This is a genomic window from uncultured Tenacibaculum sp., assembly GCF_947498805.1.
Taxonomy (GTDB): Bacteria; Bacteroidota; Bacteroidia; order Flavobacteriales; family Flavobacteriaceae; genus Polaribacter.
In genome coordinates, this window is the sequence record NZ_CANMLT010000003.1 from 246161 (window position 1) to 265117 (window position 18957).

Below are 18957 nucleotides of genomic sequence, written 5' to 3' on the forward strand. Positions count from 1 at the left end.
AGAAAAAATTACAGAACTATTGAAAATAGTATTTATTCTATGAAAATTAACAACCCTGCAATATCTAAACAACAACACTATATCATCTTAACAGCCACTGTACTTATTTTCATCTTATTACAGTTGCCTGTTTTTTCCATAGTACAATATCCTTTTCGATTGTTAGGTACTTGGTTTCATGAAATGGGGCATGGAGTTACCGCATTATTATTAGGTGGTGATTTTAGTCATCTTGAAATTTATAGAAACGGTGGTGGTACTGCTTATACCAGTGTTAGTAGTGCTTTTTTACCCTATAACATTTCGAGAGCTTTGGTGGCAGCCGGAGGTCTCTTCGGAACAACCATTGTAGGTACTTTATTTATCATAAGTGCCAAAACCAAAAGAACTGCTTCTATAGCTTTGCGAATTTTAATTGCTTTTATAATCCTTTCATTACTGTTATGGATTCGTTCTTTTTGGGGAATCATAACACTTAGTGTTTTTGCCCTTACCTTAGGTATCATTTCATTTACCAAAAACAAAACATTAGAACTGAGCACCTTGTTGTTTCTTGGGTTACAAGCAATTTTTAGTAGTTACTTACAATTAGATTATTTATTCACCAAACAATTTATAAGGGGTAATCAAGTGTTAAACTCAGATACTCAAAACATAGCCGAAAATAGTTTTGGAACCTATTGGTTTTGGGCTTTATTAATTATCCTCATTAGCATTTACATAGTCTATAAAGGAGTTCGTTTTTATTTTAGAAAATAATATCATTCAAAGCGCTTTAAAAGTGTACATTTAACACACAAAAACCAGTTATGTATAAAAAATCTTGCCTCCCGCTATTGTTACTTTTAGTTTTTCTGAGTTGTAAAAATTCAAAAGAAACCACACAAACAAGTACTTCAAATTATTTTGATGTTTTAAACCAAGAGTTTACTGGTGATTTAGCCTATAAAACCACTTCTTTTGTAGAAAAATATTGGCGTATTGTAGGAAATACTGGTTTTAATAAAAGTGTATATAAGATTGCGGAAGAGCTGGAGAAGTCTGGATTTGTAAATGAAGAAAAGGCTACAGACGCTCATCTTTTAACGTATAGAATAGAAAAAAGACCTTTAGAAAAACCTACATGGGAATCGGTAGATGCTACTGTAACAATAAATGGTAAAGACATGCCTCTTTTACAACATAGCACCAATAGAAATATGATTGCTTTAAACTCTTACAGTACTCCTAAAGAAGGAGTTTCTGCTGAAGTTGTGTATGTTAAAGATCTAAACACTATTAAAGATCTTGATGTTAAAGGAAAAATTGTTTTTGCAGAAACTCATCCGCACAGAATATTTAACCAAGCCATTGTAGAAAAGGGAGCAGCTGGGCTTATTACTTATAGTAATCCAAAATATTTACAACCTCAAAAAAATACAACGTCTATTCAGTTTAGATCTATTCCATTAAATGAAGAGGTAAAAGCATGGGCAATTGCCATGTCTTATGAAGCGAAAGAGAAATTAAAAGCGGAGTTGTTAAAAGGAAAAGTTTTCTTAAACGTATCTATTAAAACCAATATTTATCCATCTGAAGAATTAACTATTGTTGCTGATATCAAAGGAAACAAATATCCGAAAGAACGTTTAGTCTTTAGCGCTCATATACAAGAACCAGGAGCAAACGATAATGCTACAGGTGTTGGAGTTGCCTTAGAAATGGCCATTCTTACTGCCAAACTCATGAAAGAGAAAAAATTCACCCCTCAAAGAACCTTAACTTTTTTATGGGGAGATGAAATTGTATCTACAAACAGATATGTAAAAGAAGATAATATTCGAGCTAAAAATATCAAATGGGGAATTTCTTTAGACATGGTAGGTGAAGACACTGAAAAAACCGGAGGAACTTTTTTAATTGAAAAAATGCCCGATCCAAGTGCAATTTGGACCCGTGGAAATGATAAACATACCGAATGGGGTGGACGAAAAATGAAGCTTGATGAAATGACACCGCACTATTTAAACGATTTTTTAATTGGCAAGTTTAAAGAGCAAGGTAAAAGAGCTAATTGGGTTGTAAACACAAACCCTTTTGAAGGCGGTAGCGACCATGTTCCTTTTTTAAAAAGCAATATTCCAAGTGTTTTATTTTGGCACTTTACAGATCAATTTTATCATACCGACAATGACCGAATTGATAAGGTTTCTAAGACGACTCTTAAAAATGTAGGAGTTGCCTCTTTGTCCTCTGCATATGCACTTTTAAACAGTGATGATACTACAGCTAACAAGATACTTCATAACATCGAAACAGCTGCCGTTTCTAGATTATTAGAAGAAGAGAAACAAAGTAAAATCTATTTGGAAAAAGGAGATTCTTTAGCTATCCAAAACAAGATTATTACTACTTGGAAAGATTGGTATGTTAAAGCTTCTCAAACAACTTTAGACATTGTAAAAGACTCAAAAAATCATCAAAAACAACTTAAAAAGACTACTAAAAAAATAGATTCTTTAGCTACTGAAATACTAAAAAGACTTCAGGAGTTTAAAAAGAATTAGTTTTTAACTTATCAAAATATACTGTTGCTGCTTTTTTAACTTTAGGAGCCAATATCAAAGTAGATAATACTGTTGGAATAGCCATTAATGCATAGGCGCTATCAATCAAATTAATGACAAAATCTAATTTGATAATAGAGGCTATTACAATAGTAACAATGTAAATATAGTTATAGGACTTCCCTATTTTAGAATTGGTTAAAAAACTCAAACAACTAAAACCATAAAACGAGTAGGTAAACAATGTTGAAAAAGCAAAAATCAATACACAAATAGTCAATATAACACTTCCTGAATTATACGGAAGTACTGCATCAAATGCTGCCAAAGTCATGGATATTCCATTCCCCTCAAAACCTTTCCAAACTCCAGAAGCTAATATGGCAAAAGCTGTTAACGAACAAACTAACAACGTATCTATTGCAGGTCCTAACATGGCTACCAATCCTTCTCTAATTGGTTCCTTAGTTTTTGCGGTACCATGCATCATTGGTGCAGTACCCAAACCTGCCTCATTAGAAAAAGCTGCTCTTTTAACCCCTATAATGATTAAAGCTCCTAAAGCTCCTCCTAAAACAGATTTTCCTGTAAACGCATCTTCAAAAATCAATGTGAAAATCGAAGGTATTTCTTCTATTCTTAAAAGTAAAATAGCAGCTACCGTGATTAAATATACTACTACCATTACAGGTACTAATTTCCCTGCTACACTTCCTATTCGTTTAATCCCTCCAAAAATAACCAAGGCTACAATGATAGCAATCGAAATCCCTAAGAGTAATTTAGCTGTAAAATAATTCGCTTCTTTTACTTGAAAAACATCTATTAACGTTTGAGTGAGTTGATTTGCTTGAAAGGCTGGAAGTGTTCCTACTAAACCTGCAGAAGCAAAGAATACAGCCAGAGGCTTCCATCCTTTTCCTAATCCTTCAGTAATTACATACATAGGACCTCCTTTGGTATTTCCATTTTCATCTTTCCCGCGATACATCACCGATAGGCTACAGGTAAAAAACTTGGTAGCCATTCCTACAAATGCACTTACCCACATCCAAAAAATAGCACCCGGACCTCCTGTTGCAATAGCAATTGCTACTCCACTAATATTTCCCATTCCAACCGTTGCTGCAATGGCCGATGATAAGGCTTCATAATGCGATAAATCTCCTGGAGAATCGTGCTTATCATACTTACCTCTTAATACAGCCACAGCATGACCTATATATCTAAAAGGAATTAATCCTGAGTATATAAATAAAAACAACCCACCTCCTATTAATAAAATTAACAAAGGGATTCCCCATACCCATGAAGAAAACTGGGCTACTGTTTCTTGAATTCCTAAAAACATATATTTCTATTTTAGAGTCAACTAATTTAACAAAACATAAAGCATTTTTACCTCTAAAAAGAGTAATTTAATCAGCTCTAAACAAACAAGAACTAAAACAACAGCACATGTCGGTAATAAACATTCAGGAAAAATTAAATTTATTTTCAGATAGATGGTCTCCAAAAAAAATTGGTGAGTTAAACGGACAACAAATACTACTAGCTAAAATTAAAGGAGAATTTGTTTTTCATAATCATGAAAATGAAGATGAACTATTTATGGTTTTAAAAGGCCAATTAATTCTTGAATTAAGAGATGAAACCATTACGGTAAATGAAGGCGAATTTTATATTGTACCCAAAGGAGTAGACCATAAACCTGTTGCTAAAGAAGAAGTACATCTTCTTTTGTTTGAACCTTTAAGCACCAAACATACTGGGAATGTAATGGCAGATATTACTGTAGAAAGTTACGAGTCTATTTAGTATTTACTATGTAGAAGCAACACTTTGCATTTGTTTTTTATAAATGTACAATACCCCTATATAAATCATATCTACTATACAGCATAACCCTCCTATAACAAGGATAAAGTTACTTTCTAATCCGAATAAAATAGTTGGAGCCAAAGTTCCTATCCATTTACAAATAGCAACTATCATAGAAAACTCTTCTATTTTTGCCCTTTTTAGCAATAAGTCTATAAACAAGAAAGACATTATTAAGTTTTGCAAAAAAGCTGCGTACTTTGCTCCTTGACTTCTTCCAAATTCATACAAAAACATATACTCTACGAGGAAGCAGCTAGCAAAAATTAATATAGACCAAGGAATAAAGAGCTTTCCGGATATTTTCTTCGGAAAGTATTGTTTACCAAACTTAAAATATTGGTACACAATCACCCCATCTAACACAAACCAAAAAATATTAATCCATCGTTGTAAGCTAATATCATTTACATCTAACTCATAAAAACTATAAAAGAACTCCCATCCAAAATTTAGTCCGAGAGCCAATAAAGGCATTCCGTAGCTTTTATACTTAAAACCATTGTAAATTAAAACGATGTATACCGTTGACCAGCAAAGTCCGCTAGTAATTTTTAATATTTCTTCCATGTAGATCGGGGGATAAAGAATTAATAGTTGTTAAAGGTACACTTATTATTTAATAGCAATACCTTTCTTTCCTAAGATATCTATATCACGAGCAAATGCTTCTTGAATGGTTTCTGCTTGGAAGATATAGGTTTTATCATGTAACTGATTGTTTTGAAAAAAAGTTACTTGAAAACGATTGTCTAAAGCAAACAATTCTGGTTGCATTACCTCAAATTTCGAATATGAATTTGCTGGTAATACATCTATCTTTCTTCTAAACAAAGAAGTCTTTTTCGTTTCTGAAAACCCCTGAGAAACAATCACCACCATTTCTAAATCAACTTCTTTTCTATTGATGATATACACTCCCCATTCATCTGAATGATCCTTTTCATTTTTATCTAAAACAACCGCAATTTCTACTCCAGTAACCTCAGGTATATGAATATCTTTTCTCATTTTAATCTATTTTATTGGTAAACTTAAAAGTTTGGTTTTAATTTTTTCGTACAATTCATTCTCCCATGTTATACTCTGTATTTCAGGAAAAGAATCATCTTTTCTAAAATCTTTTGGACTAATAATTACTTCTATTCCTTTATTATAAGCTTTGGACGCCACAACAAAAAGCTCTTCAACAGCTTCATCTCCTATAGGTACACAACCAATCGTTACATTCTTCCCATGAATAAAAATATCACCACCTAATTTAGTTCTACCATCCAATTTAGCTTTTTTCTTATCAAAAGAATTAGGATAGTTTATCTTTAAAGACAAATGGTATGAGCTATTTGGATTCAAGAATTCAATTTGATATATCCCTTCGGGAATCTGCCTATCACCTTCTACTAATTTCGGACCAATCTCACCACTAAAACCAGTAAACTTATATTCTTTTATAAAGTACCAAAAACCATTTCTCCATCCGAGAAGCTGCATCTTTCGTTCTTCTTTAAAAATTAAGATTGAAATCTTATCAGGAAAAGTACCAAGTCCAATTTTAGTTAGGTTCGGTTCTAGTTCTTCAAAAACTGATTTTTCATGTTTTTCGACAATAGATTTTACCGTTTCCTTGCCCTTTATTTTTGCAACAAGAGGTTGATAGAATGAACTATCTTCCTTAAAAAACACAAATAACCCAGCAAGAGCTATGAAAAGAAATATCCAAAAAATTGTTTTTTTCCTTATCATACTCCTACGCTATTTGACAATCTAGATAACCGATTTAAATTGCTCTAAGAAACGCTTATCGTTTTCATAGAACATTCTAATATCTGGAATTTGGTATAACAACATTGCAATACGTTCGATTCCCATTCCAAAGGCATAACCGCTATATTTAGTTGGGTCGATATTACAATTCTTTAATACATTAGGGTCTACCATTCCACATCCCATAATTTCTAACCAACCAGTTCCTTTGGTTATACGGTAATCAGTTTCTGTTTCTAATCCCCAGTAAATATCTACCTCAGCACTTGGCTCTGTAAATGGGAAATACGATGGACGTAAACGAATCTTTGATTTACCAAACATCTCCTTAGTAAAGTATAATAAGGTTTGTTTTAAATCGGCAAAAGACACATCAGTATCAATATATAAACCTTCTACTTGGTGGAAAATACAGTGTGCACGCGCAGAAATATCTTCATTACGAAATACACGTCCTGGGGAAATTGTACGAATTGGTGGTTCGTTGTTTTCCATATAACGTACTTGCACCGATGAAGTATGTGTTCTTAATAAGGTATCAGGGTTCTTTTCAATAAAGAATGTATCCTGCATATCACGTGCAGGGTGATACTCTGGTAAATTTAAAGCGGTAAAATTATGCCAATCATCTTCAATCTCTGGCCCCTCAGAAACAGTAAAACCAATTCGGTTAAACACTTCTATAATTTGGTTTTTCACAAGAGATATTGGATGACGTGATCCTAATTCAATTGGTTCTGCTGGGCGAGTCAAGTCTCCATAAACACCATTCTCCTCAACAGCACTTTCTAGTGCTTCGTTTAACTCACTAACTTTTGTCTCAGCAGATTTTTTTAAGTTGTTTAAAGCTTGTCCAAAATCCTTACGTAATTCAGCATCTACATTTTTAAATTCAGCAAATAAATCTTTTAACAATCCTTTGCTTCCTAAATATTTAATTCTGAATGCTTCAACCTCCTCTTTAGACGTAGCTTTAAAAGCTTGCACATCACCAATCAATTCTTTTACCTTATCTAACATAATTCTTCAAAAAAATTAAGTCGCAAATTTACGCTTTTTTATGAAAAAATAAGAGGAATTTCAACTGTTTACGAAAACGTTTAAGAAAGACGTTAAATAAAGTATAAAATAAAATTTAACGAATTGTAAATTAACTATATTTGCAGGGTAAATTTTGAAACAAATTATAACAGAACAACTAAGTTTTTATGGAATCTAAAATAAATGCTTTTATGGATTACGTTAAGGAACGTAATGCATATGAACCAGAATTTTTACAAGCAGTTCACGAAGTTGCCGAGGCAATTATTCCATTTATAGAAAATAACCCTAAATATCAAGGTAAAAAATTGTTAGAGCGCATGGTAGAGCCAGAGCGTGTTTTAATGTTTAGAGTACCTTGGGTTGATGATAATGGAGAAACGCAAGTAAATAGAGGGTATAGAGTTGAATTTAACTCTGCTATTGGACCTTATAAAGGAGGTTTACGTTTTCACCCATCTGTAAACTTATCAATCTTAAAGTTCTTAGGATTTGAGCAAGTATTTAAAAACTCATTAACTACACTACCAATGGGTGGTGGTAAAGGAGGTTCTGACTTTAACCCAAAAGGAAAGTCTGACCGTGAAGTAATGGCTTTCTGTCAATCATTCATGACTGAGTTAGCTCGTCATATTGGTCCTGATACAGATGTTCCTGCGGGAGATATCGGTGTTGGAGGACGTGAGATTGGATTTATGTTTGGTCAATACAAGCGTTTACGTAATGAATTTACTGGAGTTTTAACTGGTAAAGGTGCAACTTGGGGTGGTTCTTTAATCAGACCAGAAGCTACAGGTTACGGAAATGTATACTTTGCTGAAAATATGTTAAAAGCAAACGGAAAATCTTTTGATGGTAAAATTGTTGCTGTTTCTGGATCTGGAAACGTTGCTCAATATGCTACTGAAAAAGCTACTGAATTAGGAGCTAAAGTAGTTACTTTATCAGATTCTTCTGGATATATTTATGATGAAGACGGAATTGACGCTGAAAAATTAGCTTTCGTTATGGAGTTAAAGAATGTTAAGCGTGGTCGTATTCACGAATATGTAGAAAAATATCCATCAGCTAAATTCTTCAAAGGAGAAAGACCTTGGGGAGTGAAGTGTGATGTTGCTTTACCATGTGCAACTCAAAATGAGTTAAATGGTGAAGAAGCTAAAACATTAGTAGATAACGGATGTATCTGTGTGTCTGAAGGTGCTAACATGCCTTCAACTCCAGAAGCTATTGAAGTATTCCACAACGCAAAAATCTTATTTGCTCCAGGTAAAGCTTCAAACGCTGGTGGTGTTGCTACTTCTGGTTTAGAAATGTCTCAAAACTCTTTACGTTTATCTTGGACTCGTGAAGAAGTTGACAGTAAATTACACGGAATTATGAATAACATTCATGAAGCATGTGTAAAATACGGTACAGAAGGAGGTTATGTTGATTATGTAAAAGGAGCAAACATTGCTGGTTTCGTAAAAGTAGCTGAAGCTATGATTGACCAAGGTGTTGTATAATAATACACTCTTTTATAAAACTATATAATAAAAGCCTCATAGATAAATCTATGAGGCTTTTACTTTGATTTATAGAGATCTCATATATTTCTTTAAACCTATTTCTTTTCTCTTTTCATAAGCTTAAATTAATATGCCCCTCACAAGAGACTTCCCATTGGTTTCCAAAAAGGCATACCTCCCATTTCCTGAAAACAAAATACTATTCACAAAGCATATTTTTATAAAAAATAGAAAAAAGTTTGTTTCAAACAAACAAACTTCTATATTTGTTCTGTAATTAAAGAATTAACCGTCAGGTAAAATTGCTAACTGATACTACTCTTAACACTATTCTTTACCCTCTATTTTTTTGAAAACACAACCTTGTAAGTGCATAAGGTTTAAAAATATTTTTGCAAAAATTGTCATAAGTTATGAGTGACAAAAAAGAAATCATGGAAAAGTTAAACAATTACAAATAATATTAGCACCCTAAAAAATTGCAGTAGTGTTAATAGCATTTGTATTAAAAAATTAAATAGAAAAGATGAATTATAGAAACTTAAAATTATTGTTTTGTTTAGTAGTATCACTATCATTACTGTTATTTTCATGTCAAACAAACGATAAAGAAATTATTGAAAATGATAAGTTATCTTACTTAGAAACCATCGGAAAAGAACATAATGAATTGCTAATTGAGTTTTTAGAAAACAACAAAACGAACAACTTTAAAAACACCAAATCTTTAGTTAGAAGTTTTTATGAGTTTTCAATTAAAAACAACCCAGAATTAAAAGACTATGAAGAATTTTACAACAAGCAACTAGAGGGCTTTAATGTTGGTTTAAAAACATCTGAAATTTACGCTAACTTTAAAGTAGAACTCAATGTATTATCTAACAATAAACATATTAGTCAATACATGCGCGATAACTTATTATCTATAGTTAAGAACCCAACATTAGAGCATACATATGATGTAATTCATAAAATGCAACGTAATCCTAACTTGACAATTGATGAGAAGAATAGCTTAAAGGCGTTTGTAAATGTATTAGAAGCTTCAAAAGATTTATGGCAAAACAGCAAATTTGCTTTAACATCAAAAGGGTTAGACCCAAGTGAAAAAGCCATGATCGGAGACGCTTTAGGTGGAGCATTATGGTGGTGGACAGGACCTGCAGCAGCATTAATCGCAGGAGGTTACTCCCTTGCACTATACAATGCTTAATGTTAAACCAATAAATTTAAAGAAATGGACAAAAGATGTATTAAAATTATACGTAAAAATAGTTATGTAAGCTACGCAAATACATTATCGGTATTTGTAAATGATGAGAAATATGAACTACCGTCTAACTCTACCATAACTACTTATAATGATGACAAACAAGTTCAAATAACGGTAAAATTTCTTTGGGCAAAATCAAAGGTAAAACTTAACAACAAAGAGCAAAATTTTACAATCAATATAAGACCACTTGTAAGTAACAAAATACTATTTTTCTCAGTATTCACACTACTTAGTTTGTTCGTTTTTCGATACTATTATGAATCGAATGTATCTGAATTGATCTTTAAAACTGTTGGGTTTTCATTTATTGGTCTGATGTTTTTTTTATCTACCATCGGAAGCAGCTACTTCTATAAAATAGATGTCAATACCATAAAAACACAGTAAGAATCAAAGAGACTATCTTAAACCGAAGTATTATATAGTTCAACTTATCATAATACGATCAAAGTGCATCAAAATATTGGTGCACTTTTTCACTCCTTCTTCATTAGAATTTGAAACTATCTACAATTCCTTTTAGTCAAACCAACTAATACAGCTCTAAAAAAACGCCCAACAATTTTTCTTGAATACTCAAAGATAACCCATCTACATTTTAGATTTCGCGTTTCACCTAAGCATACAAACTACTACACGTACTCTCTATAAAATACTCTCCATTTAAAAAAGAATATCAATTTTTAAACTGGAACATATGAAAAAAAGAAAAGTAACCTTACTCAAACTAGGAATCCTTTTACTAGGAACCTCCTGTTTTTTATGGAATTGCGAAAAAGAAGACAAATTTATTCAGGATTATAAAAGTGAATTTTCTATTCCACCCATAAAACAAACTAAAAAAGTTTTTGAACAAAATACACTATCCAAAGACTCCCAATTTAAAACAGAAAAAAAATTGGATATCCTTTGGACAGAATCCACCACAAAAGAATTTAAAGACAACATAAATATTCTCTACACCCCAATTGAGTATAACAGCAACAAACGTTTTAAATCTTTACTAGCTTCTATTAAAAACAAGGATAAGATACAATCCTATATTTTAACCTTAGTTTATGATAAAAGCTCCAATAATCAAGAGTTTTCAGGACATATTTTTAAACATGATACTAAAGGTGCTTTTATAGAGGTTTATCAATATCAAAATGGAAATTATATTCAAACATTAAAAGAACTAAATACTACCAATAAAAGCACTAATCGCGGTTGTTCTTGTTCTACTTCTGTTTTAGAAGTTGTAGAACTTATCATGGATGGCTGGGATGTAGGAACCTTATTAGATTGTGTTTGCGTTGGTGGCACTACAGGAGGTGGGTCTTCTACTACTTATGAAACATGGAGCACCCCCAGTAGCAATATCAAAAACCCAATTGATTGGAGTTTAGGTCATAATGACAATCTAGGAAATGGAGCAGGCTCTTCTAGTAATAATTCGAATTCAAGCAACAATAATCCAAATGAACTTAATCTTCAAGATATTAAACCATGGTGGTCAGAAGAGGATAAAATCATTAATGAACTTACTGGTAAAACTAAATGTTTATATGAGAAATTATTAAATTCAAGTTCAGAATTCAAAAATATGATACGCAAATTTGATAGTGATTTCCCTGTAAGTCATTTAAGGTTTAAATTGAGTGATTTACCATTGAATATTAATGCTGAAACCTCCCCTCCAAAAAATTTTGTTATTGATATTAAGATAAATCAAAATAGACTTAATAGACCTAACTTATCTATAGTAAGAACTATTATTCATGAAACTATACATGCCGAAATGTTTAGAAAAATGATATCTTTAGCAAGTAATCATGGCTCTATTGATGTTAAGTTACTTAAAACGATGCTATCCAATGGAGATTATTCAGGAATGATAGATTATTATTCAAGATTTGGAGTAAATGGATTTCAACATCAACAAATGGCCTCGCACTATACTTCAATAATAGGAGGTTTTCTAAGAGAGTTTCAACCAGGATTATCGGAAGACATTTATAATTCATTAGCATGGACAGGTCTCAAAGGTACCATTGCATGGAATTCTTTATCAGACCAAGAAAAAAACAAAATAAACAATACGGTAAGTAACTTTATAAAAAAAGGAAGTGAAAGCTGTATATAAAAAATAAAATATGAAGCATAATTTAAGTTTATTTCTTTTAATGTTGGTTACTTTTTTTTATGCAAATGCGCAGGAAATTAATTATTTCATTTTAATTGAAAAAAAGGATAAACCGGTAATCAAGATAAAAGAAGACAAAACCTTTTTTAGCATCAAAGTATTAATGAAAAATAAAAGAAGTTTTTCTGAAACAGAATATTCAAATGAGGTAGTTATAAGCAAACAACCTCAACAGCCTCTATTTTATGAATTTCAATCATATAAAGAATGGGGAATTCTAAAAAAAATTGATCATTTAGAGTTAAATTCTATAGAAAAACTAAGAGCTAACAAAGATTTTCTAAATCAAATATTTAATGACTATAACTCCAATGTTCATTTTATAATCAAATACAAAAACAACTATAAAATATGGAAAACTAAACCAATTTATTTGGAGTAGTCTTTATTATACCAAATCACATTATTTTTCAGCACAAAATGAAAGACATGCCAAAGAGGGTTCTAAAAGCACTAAGTGCAAATAGTTCTGCATATATAATTCTCATTAGTTTATTTTTCTCATGTTCAGGTACCAGAAATACATCGAAACAAGAAAAAAGTCAATACAAAATAGAAAAAATTAAAACTTTTGATTCGTTAGGTTCATGGATAACCATAAAGACATATGATAAAAGATTAAAAGAAAGTATACCAGCCTTTGTCAAAATAAATAACATATATTTTTCTGAAAAGAAAATATTTGAAGTTGGTGAAGGCAAGCATTCCATAGGGGTTTATTTCGTTCAATTACTCCCTCTTGAATTGAAAAACCTGAACGTAAAAAAAGGAGATTCAATAGTAATTAAAGCTTATCTAAAGGAAGACAACAGCCCTTTGCATTAATTAGAACATGAAAATTCGCTAAAAGTATATACTTCATATTTATTCTAATGATGACCAATAATTTTGATGAAATTTTAGGAAAGAAAATTGATTCTGTTCTATTTTTAGGAGCTTTAAAAAAAACAGACACGGACACTTATCTTATTGATGCTACTAAAGTCACGTTTTTTAACAAAGACATTAGTAAAGTTTTGGTTTTAACAAACAAAGACGAAAATATCGATTTAGTTTATGTGATTTTTAAAGGAAAATTTAATACCTCCGCCTATAAAGAGCTAATAAAAGTATATGGTAATGACCATAATGTATTTCTAAACAAAAAATTAGATTCGTCTATCTCTTATTCTATAAGAAAGGAAAATGAATTTGAAGAGGAAATCAAACAAAAATCTTCAATATTAGAAAAAGGAAATATACATGACTCAAACATCCATTATATCATATGGAACAAAGATTCATTATCCATAACTCTATTTAATAATTATCTTGAAAATAGAACCGAAATTCATTTTAAAAAGAAATAAACAACACAAGTTAAACCTTGTATAATTTCAACTTATCATAATACTATCAAAGTGCATCAAAATATTGGTGCACTTTTTTTATTTTTATTGCTCATAACTGTACCACCTATGAAAAAAAACATCAATCAAGTTTTAGAAGGGACACATAACAAACCCATTCTTGTAGACACTTTTTATAAAGAAACCAACACCTCAAAACCCATCATTATTTTTTGTCATGGTTATAAAGGATTTAAAGATTGGGGCGCCTGGAATTTAATGGCTACATCGTTTGCAAATGCCGGATTTTACTTTGTGAAGTTTAATTTCTCTCATAACGGAGGTACTATAGAACAACCTATAGATTTCCCAGACCTAGAAGCTTTTGGGAACAATAACTACACCAAAGAACTTGATGATCTAGAAACAGTAATTGACTGGTTATACCATAATGACACAATCACACAAGAAGCAGACATCAATGATATTACACTTATCGGTCATAGTAGAGGTGGCGGTATAGTAACTATTAAAGCTTCAGAAAACAACAAGATACACAAGGTGATTACCCTAGCTGGTGTTTGTGATTTTGGAAAAAGAACTGCTACAATTGGTGATTTAGAACAATGGAAAAAAGAAGGCGTTAAATACGTTTTAAATGGTAGAACCAAACAAAAAATGCCACATTTTTATCAGTTTTACGAAGATTTTAAACAAAACGAACACCGTTTAAACATTGAATCAGCCATTAAAAAACTACAGATTCCACATTTAATTATTCATGGAGATAATGATACTTCGGTTTTTATAAAAGAAGGAGAACTCCAACATGAATGGAACCCAAATAGCACTTTTAAAATTATTAAAAATGCCGACCATGTTTTTAACGCTAGACACCCATGGAAAGAACATTTTTTACCCTTAGAATTAGAAGAAACCATACAAACTTGTATTGGTTTTCTATCAAAATAATTCTACACCCCGTATTAACTAAAATTTGCATTTTCTCTTTCCAGTAGAATCTGTATCTTTACTGGTTAGAAATCGTTTCAAAAAGAGAAACTTTATCTAACTAAAAATCAATGATTAACATATTTTTTGATACTGACTTCAAAATCAGATTTAAAAAATATTTATAAAATATATACATAAAATGGGTTGTAGCAGTTGCTCAACTAACAAAAGCGGCGTTCCAAACGGGTGTAAAAGTAACGGAAATTGCGGGACAGGAACATGTGGAAGCGGACATAAACTAGCTGTTTTTGATTGGTTATCGAATATGACTTTACCTTCAGGTGAAGCTCCTTTTAATATTTATGAAGTTCGTTTTAAAAACGGACGAAAACATTTTTACAAAAACACGCAAAACACTTCTGTTTCTATGGGAGATGTTGTGGCTGTCGAAGGTTCTTCAGGCCATGATATTGGTATTGTTTCTTTAGCAGGTGAACTTGTAAAGGTTCAAATGAAGAAACGTAAAGTAGAAGAAAACAGTGAAGATGTAAAAAAGATTTATCGAAAAGCAAGTCAAAAAGATATTGACGTTTGGCAAGCTTCAAGAGATCGCGAACCTGAAACACAACGTAGAGGTCGTGAAATTATAAGCAAGCTTGGTCTTCAAATGAAACTTTCAGATGTAGAGTTTCAAGGTGATGGGACCAAAGCTACTTTTTACTACACAGCAGATGACAGAGTCGATTTCCGTCAGTTAATTCGTGATTTAGCAAGTGCTTTCTCTATTAGAGTAGAAATGCGTCAGGTTGGAATGCGTCAGGAAGCTGCTCGTTTAGGAGGTGTAGGTTCTTGTGGTAGAGAATTATGTTGCTCTACTTGGTTAACAGATTTTAGAAAAGTAAATACTGCAGCGGCACGTTATCAACAATTATCATTAAATCCGTTGAAACTTGCAGGGCAATGTGGAAAGCTTAAATGTTGTTTAAACTTTGAACTAGACACTTACTTAGAAGCTTTAGATAGTTTTCCTAAACAAGACTTGGTACTAAAAACCGAAAAAGGAGATGCTGTTTTTGTAAAAATGGACATCTTTAAAAAGCTTCTTTGGTATACTTATAAAGAAGAAAGTTTTAAGTGGTTTAAGTTATCATTAGAACAAGTTCATGAAATTATTGAACTTAATGAGAATAACGAAGTGTCTTCTCCGTTAGAAGAGTATGAAGCTGAAATACTTGAAGAAGCTAAAATCGATTTTGAAAACGTAGTTGGTCAAGATAGTTTAACTCGTTTTGATACTCCTAAGAAACCAAGGAGAAATAGAAAACGTGGAAGAAAACCAGTCAATAAAAAGACGAGTTCAAACACGAACAAACCAACAAACAAAGGATCAAATTCAAATAAGCCTTCAAATTCCAACAAGACTCAGAACAAACCGGTGAGAAAAGATTCTGGAAAGAAAAATAACAATCCAGAAAACAAACGTACTGAAGGCAAGAGACCTGTTAGAAAAAACAACAGAAATAACAATAACAACAAACAGAGGAGCAACAAGCCTAAACCAGAAGGTACACAAAAACAAAATCAGCCTCAGAGCAAAAAACAAAACAATCAAAAAAGGAGAAATCCGAATAAAAGACAAAATAACAACAACAATAAAAATGCTGGAAATAAAGAGAAATAGTATTTATGTTTTGATAGCATTCCTCATGATTAGTTTTACTTCATGTGATTCTAAACAAGAGTTTGATGAGTACACATCTATTCCAAAAGCAAGTTGGAACAAACAAAATACTGTTACATTTTTGTTTTCAATAAACGATACTGTTCAAAAGAAAAATCTTTTTATTAACCTAAGAAACAACAAAAACTATCCTTTTAGTAATTTGTTTTTAATTGCAGAAATGGATTTTCCAGATGGTCAAAAAATTGTTGATACTTTAGAGTATGACATGACCGACGTAACTGGTAAATTTTTAGGAAAGGGATTTACAGATATTAAAGAAAATAAACTTTTTTATAAAGAAAACATAACATTTCCTAAATCAGGAGAATATACTTTTAGCGTTCGTCAATCGATGAGAAAAAATGGTGAAGTTGAAGGAGTAGCATCTTTAGATGGAATTACTGACGTAGGATTTAGAATTGAAAAAACACAATAATGGCTGAGAAAAAAACAACAAATTTTAGCAAGTTTATCAAATGGTTTTGGGGAATCGTTTTAGGTGGATTACTTTTCGTTTGCTTAATCTTTTTATTAGCATCTTGGGGAGCTTTTGGAGCACTTCCAACTTTTGAAGAATTAGAAAACCCTAAAAGTGATTTAGCAACTGAAGTTATTTCTTCAGATGGTAAAACTTTAGGAAAATACTATGTGAAAGCAAACAGAACTCCCATCCTATACAAAGACCTATCTCCTAACCTAGTAAAAGCTTTAGTTTCTACAGAAGATGAACGTTTTTATGATCATGCTGGTATTGATTTTAAAGGTACCGCTAGAGCCGTTGCTAATTTTGGTAGAAAAGGAGGAGCTAGTACAATTACACAGCAGCTGGCTAAAAACTTATTCAACAAAGGAGGGTCAAGTAACCTTTTAAAAAGACTTTCTCAAAAAGTAAAAGAATGGGTAGTGGCTGTAAAATTAGAACGTCAGTATACCAAAGAAGAAATTATGACCATGTATTTAAATACACAAGGATTCTTGTTTCATGCAACTGGTATTCGTTCTGCTTCTCGTATTTATTTTGGTAAAGAGCCAAGAGATTTAGATTTACAAGAGTCGGCAATTTTAGTAGCCATGCTAAAAAACCCACGCCAATACAATCCACACAGAGAACGCTCAAAGAAAAAATCATTAAACCGAAGAAATGTTGTTTTTTCTCAAATGGCAAAAAACGGGTTTATTACAGAGCAAGAAAGAGACTCTCTTCAAAAATTACCATTAAAAATTAAGTTTACACCAGAAAGTCATAGTGATGGTTTAGCAACTTATTTTAGAGAAAATGTAAAGCAATTCTTAAAAGGTTGGGCTAAGAACAATCTAAAACCAAATGGTGAACCTTATAATATTTATAAAGACGGATTAAAGGTATATGTTACCATTGATTCTCGTATGCAACAATATGCAGAAGAATCTTTGACGCAACATATGGCTAATTTGCAAAGTTTTTTCAATAAAGAGCAAAAGAAAAATAGAACTGCTCCTTTTTATGATTTAGAGAAAGATCAGATTGCCAGAATTATAAGAAGAGCAAAACAAAATTCTGAACGTTACAAACGATTAAAAGCAGCAGGAAAATCAGAGAAAGAAATTGAAAAGAATTTCAAGACTGAAACTGACATGACTGTATTTACCTGGAAAGGAGACCGTGATACAGTAATGACTCCATATGATTCAATTATTTACTACAAGCACTTCTTACGCTCTGGATTAGTATCAATTGAACCTCAAACAGGACACATTAAAGCATGGGTTGGAGGGATTAACCATAAATATTTTAAATACGATGCTGTACAACAGCAAAAGCGTCAGGTAGGATCTACTTTTAAACCTTTTGTATATGCTACAGCTATCAATCAGTTAAAAATGTCTCCTTGTGATAAACTTCCAAACACTCCATATACCATTCCAAAGGAAAAATATGGAATGCCAGAAGATTGGACACCTAAGAACTCTAATAACAAATACGGAGGAGAGTTAACATTAAAACAAGCTTTAGCAAATTCTACCAATGTTGTTACAGCACAATTAATTGATATGGTAGAACCTGTGAACGTTGCTCGTTTGGCAGAATCCTCAGGAATAGAATCAAAAATTGAAGCAAACCCATCTATAGCTTTAGGTTCAGTAGAACTTTCACTTATCGAAATGACTAGTGCCTATGCTACTTTTGCCAATAAAGGATTACGTGTAAGCCCAATGATGATTACACGAATTGAAGATAAAAATGGAACTGTATTAGAAGAGTTTGTACCTAGAACAAAAGAGGTTTTAAGTGAAGAATCTTCTTATGTAATCTTAGATCTAATGAAAGGTGTTACGCAGTCTGGTTCTGGGGTATATTTACGAACAAGTTATAACTCACGTAAAAATGCTATTACAGGTTTCCCTTATAAATTTACCAATCCAATTGCAGGAAAAACAGGTACTACACAAAACCAATCTGATGGATGGTTTATGGGAATTGTTCCTAACCTAGCTACGGGTGTTTGGACTGGTGGTGAAGATAGAGCAACTCACTTCTACGGTATTGGTCTTGGTCAAGGAGCGGTTATGTCATTACCATCTTGGGCATTGTATATGCAAAAATGTTATGCTGATAAAACATTAAACATTAGCGCAGAAGATTTCGAAAAACCTTCAGAGGAACTAACCATTAATATTGATTGTACTAAGGTTGAAGAAACCAAAGAAGAAATTGAGAAAAAGATAGAAGAGGAAGACGACACCGAATTTTAAAAAACACACAACTAA

19 protein-coding genes are annotated in these 18957 nt (G+C 32.0%); 14 read left to right on the forward strand and 5 right to left on the reverse strand.

Annotation, left to right across the window (positions count from 1 at the left end; genetic code table 11):
• Nucleotides 1-39 precede the first annotated feature (39 nt).
• Nucleotides 40-759, forward strand: a complete 720-nt coding sequence (locus Q0873_RS06945; RefSeq protein WP_299105381.1) for a M50 family metallopeptidase — start codon at nt 40-42, stop codon at nt 757-759.
• Between the two features lie 50 nt (nt 760-809).
• Complete coding sequence (locus Q0873_RS06950; protein WP_299105383.1) at nt 810-2546, forward strand: M28 family peptidase; 1737 nt, start codon at nt 810-812, stop codon at nt 2544-2546.
• On the opposite strand, the gene Q0873_RS06955 is transcribed toward Q0873_RS06950, so the two are convergent.
• A complete protein-coding gene (locus tag Q0873_RS06955) occupies nt 2533-3897 on the reverse strand; it encodes an alanine/glycine:cation symporter family protein (RefSeq protein ID WP_299105384.1) in 1365 nt (454 codons plus the stop codon). The genes Q0873_RS06950 and Q0873_RS06955 overlap by 14 nt on opposite strands.
• A 107-nt stretch (nt 3898-4004) precedes the next feature.
• Between Q0873_RS06955 and Q0873_RS06960 the strand changes: the two genes are divergently transcribed.
• The gene (locus tag Q0873_RS06960) at nt 4005-4364 is read left to right on the forward strand and encodes a cupin domain-containing protein (RefSeq protein WP_299105386.1); all 360 of its coding nucleotides are present in this window, start codon (nt 4005-4007) and stop codon (nt 4362-4364) included.
• A 6-nt stretch (nt 4365-4370) separates the two neighbouring features.
• Here Q0873_RS06960 and Q0873_RS06965 read toward each other — a convergent pair whose 3' ends face one another.
• From Q0873_RS06965 to pheS, 4 genes are read right to left on the reverse strand one after another with little or no spacing between them, the layout of a single operon-like run.
• Nucleotides 4371-4997, reverse strand: coding sequence for a hypothetical protein (locus Q0873_RS06965; RefSeq protein WP_299105388.1), 627 nt, complete (start codon nt 4995-4997; stop codon nt 4371-4373).
• Between the two features lie 45 nt (nt 4998-5042).
• Complete coding sequence (locus Q0873_RS06970) at nt 5043-5438, reverse strand: hypothetical protein (RefSeq protein WP_299105390.1); 396 nt, start codon at nt 5436-5438, stop codon at nt 5043-5045.
• Between the two features lie 6 nt (nt 5439-5444).
• Nucleotides 5445-6170, reverse strand: a complete 726-nt coding sequence (locus Q0873_RS06975) for a L,D-transpeptidase family protein (RefSeq protein WP_299105392.1) — start codon at nt 6168-6170, stop codon at nt 5445-5447.
• 21 nt (nt 6171-6191) lie between these two features.
• Nucleotides 6192-7211: a phenylalanine--tRNA ligase subunit alpha gene (pheS, locus tag Q0873_RS06980; RefSeq protein ID WP_299105394.1), complete on the reverse strand. Its 1020-nt coding sequence runs from the start codon at nt 7209-7211 to the stop codon at nt 6192-6194.
• Between the two features lie 188 nt (nt 7212-7399).
• Between pheS and gdhA the strand changes: the two genes are divergently transcribed.
• The 11 genes from gdhA to Q0873_RS07035 all read left to right on the forward strand — a co-directional run bounded on the left by gdhA (nt 7400) and on the right by Q0873_RS07035 (nt 18942).
• Entirely contained in the window at nt 7400-8740 is a 1341-nt protein-coding gene (gene gdhA, locus Q0873_RS06985) for an NADP-specific glutamate dehydrogenase (RefSeq protein ID WP_299105396.1), read from the forward strand.
• 529 nt (nt 8741-9269) lie between these two features.
• Nucleotides 9270-9956 carry a hypothetical protein gene (locus Q0873_RS06990; RefSeq protein ID WP_299105398.1) on the forward strand — a complete coding sequence of 229 codons (687 nt, stop codon included), beginning with the start codon at nt 9270-9272 and terminating at the stop codon, nt 9954-9956.
• Nucleotides 9957-9980: 24 nt separating this feature from the next.
• A complete protein-coding gene (locus Q0873_RS06995) occupies nt 9981-10406 on the forward strand; it encodes a hypothetical protein (RefSeq protein WP_299105401.1) in 426 nt (141 codons plus the stop codon).
• Nucleotides 10407-10716: 310 nt separating this feature from the next.
• Nucleotides 10717-12144, forward strand: a complete 1428-nt coding sequence (locus Q0873_RS07000) for a hypothetical protein (RefSeq protein WP_299105403.1) — start codon at nt 10717-10719, stop codon at nt 12142-12144.
• A 10-nt stretch (nt 12145-12154) separates the two neighbouring features.
• Nucleotides 12155-12586: a hypothetical protein gene (locus Q0873_RS07005; protein ID WP_299105405.1), complete on the forward strand. Its 432-nt coding sequence runs from the start codon at nt 12155-12157 to the stop codon at nt 12584-12586.
• Nucleotides 12587-12624: 38 nt separating this feature from the next.
• On the forward strand, nt 12625-13029 hold the full coding sequence (locus Q0873_RS07010; RefSeq protein WP_299105407.1) for a hypothetical protein: 405 nt from the start codon (nt 12625-12627) through the stop codon (nt 13027-13029).
• A 47-nt stretch (nt 13030-13076) separates the two neighbouring features.
• The gene (locus tag Q0873_RS07015; protein WP_299105409.1) at nt 13077-13553 is read left to right on the forward strand and encodes a hypothetical protein; all 477 of its coding nucleotides are present in this window, start codon (nt 13077-13079) and stop codon (nt 13551-13553) included.
• Nucleotides 13554-13661: 108 nt separating this feature from the next.
• Nucleotides 13662-14504: an alpha/beta hydrolase gene (locus tag Q0873_RS07020; RefSeq protein ID WP_299105411.1), complete on the forward strand. Its 843-nt coding sequence runs from the start codon at nt 13662-13664 to the stop codon at nt 14502-14504.
• Nucleotides 14505-14685: 181 nt separating this feature from the next.
• Nucleotides 14686-16167: a regulatory iron-sulfur-containing complex subunit RicT gene (gene ricT, locus Q0873_RS07025; protein WP_299105413.1), complete on the forward strand. Its 1482-nt coding sequence runs from the start codon at nt 14686-14688 to the stop codon at nt 16165-16167.
• Nucleotides 16168-16192: 25 nt separating this feature from the next.
• Nucleotides 16193-16645 (forward strand): gliding motility lipoprotein GldH, encoded by a 453-nt coding sequence (locus Q0873_RS07030; RefSeq protein ID WP_299105415.1) that lies wholly within the window; start codon nt 16193-16195, stop codon nt 16643-16645.
• Nucleotides 16645-18942, forward strand: coding sequence for a transglycosylase domain-containing protein (locus tag Q0873_RS07035; RefSeq protein ID WP_299105418.1), 2298 nt, complete (start codon nt 16645-16647; stop codon nt 18940-18942). Before Q0873_RS07030 ends, Q0873_RS07035 begins: the two co-directional genes overlap by 1 nt.
• The last annotated feature ends 15 nt before the right edge of the window (nt 18943-18957 follow it).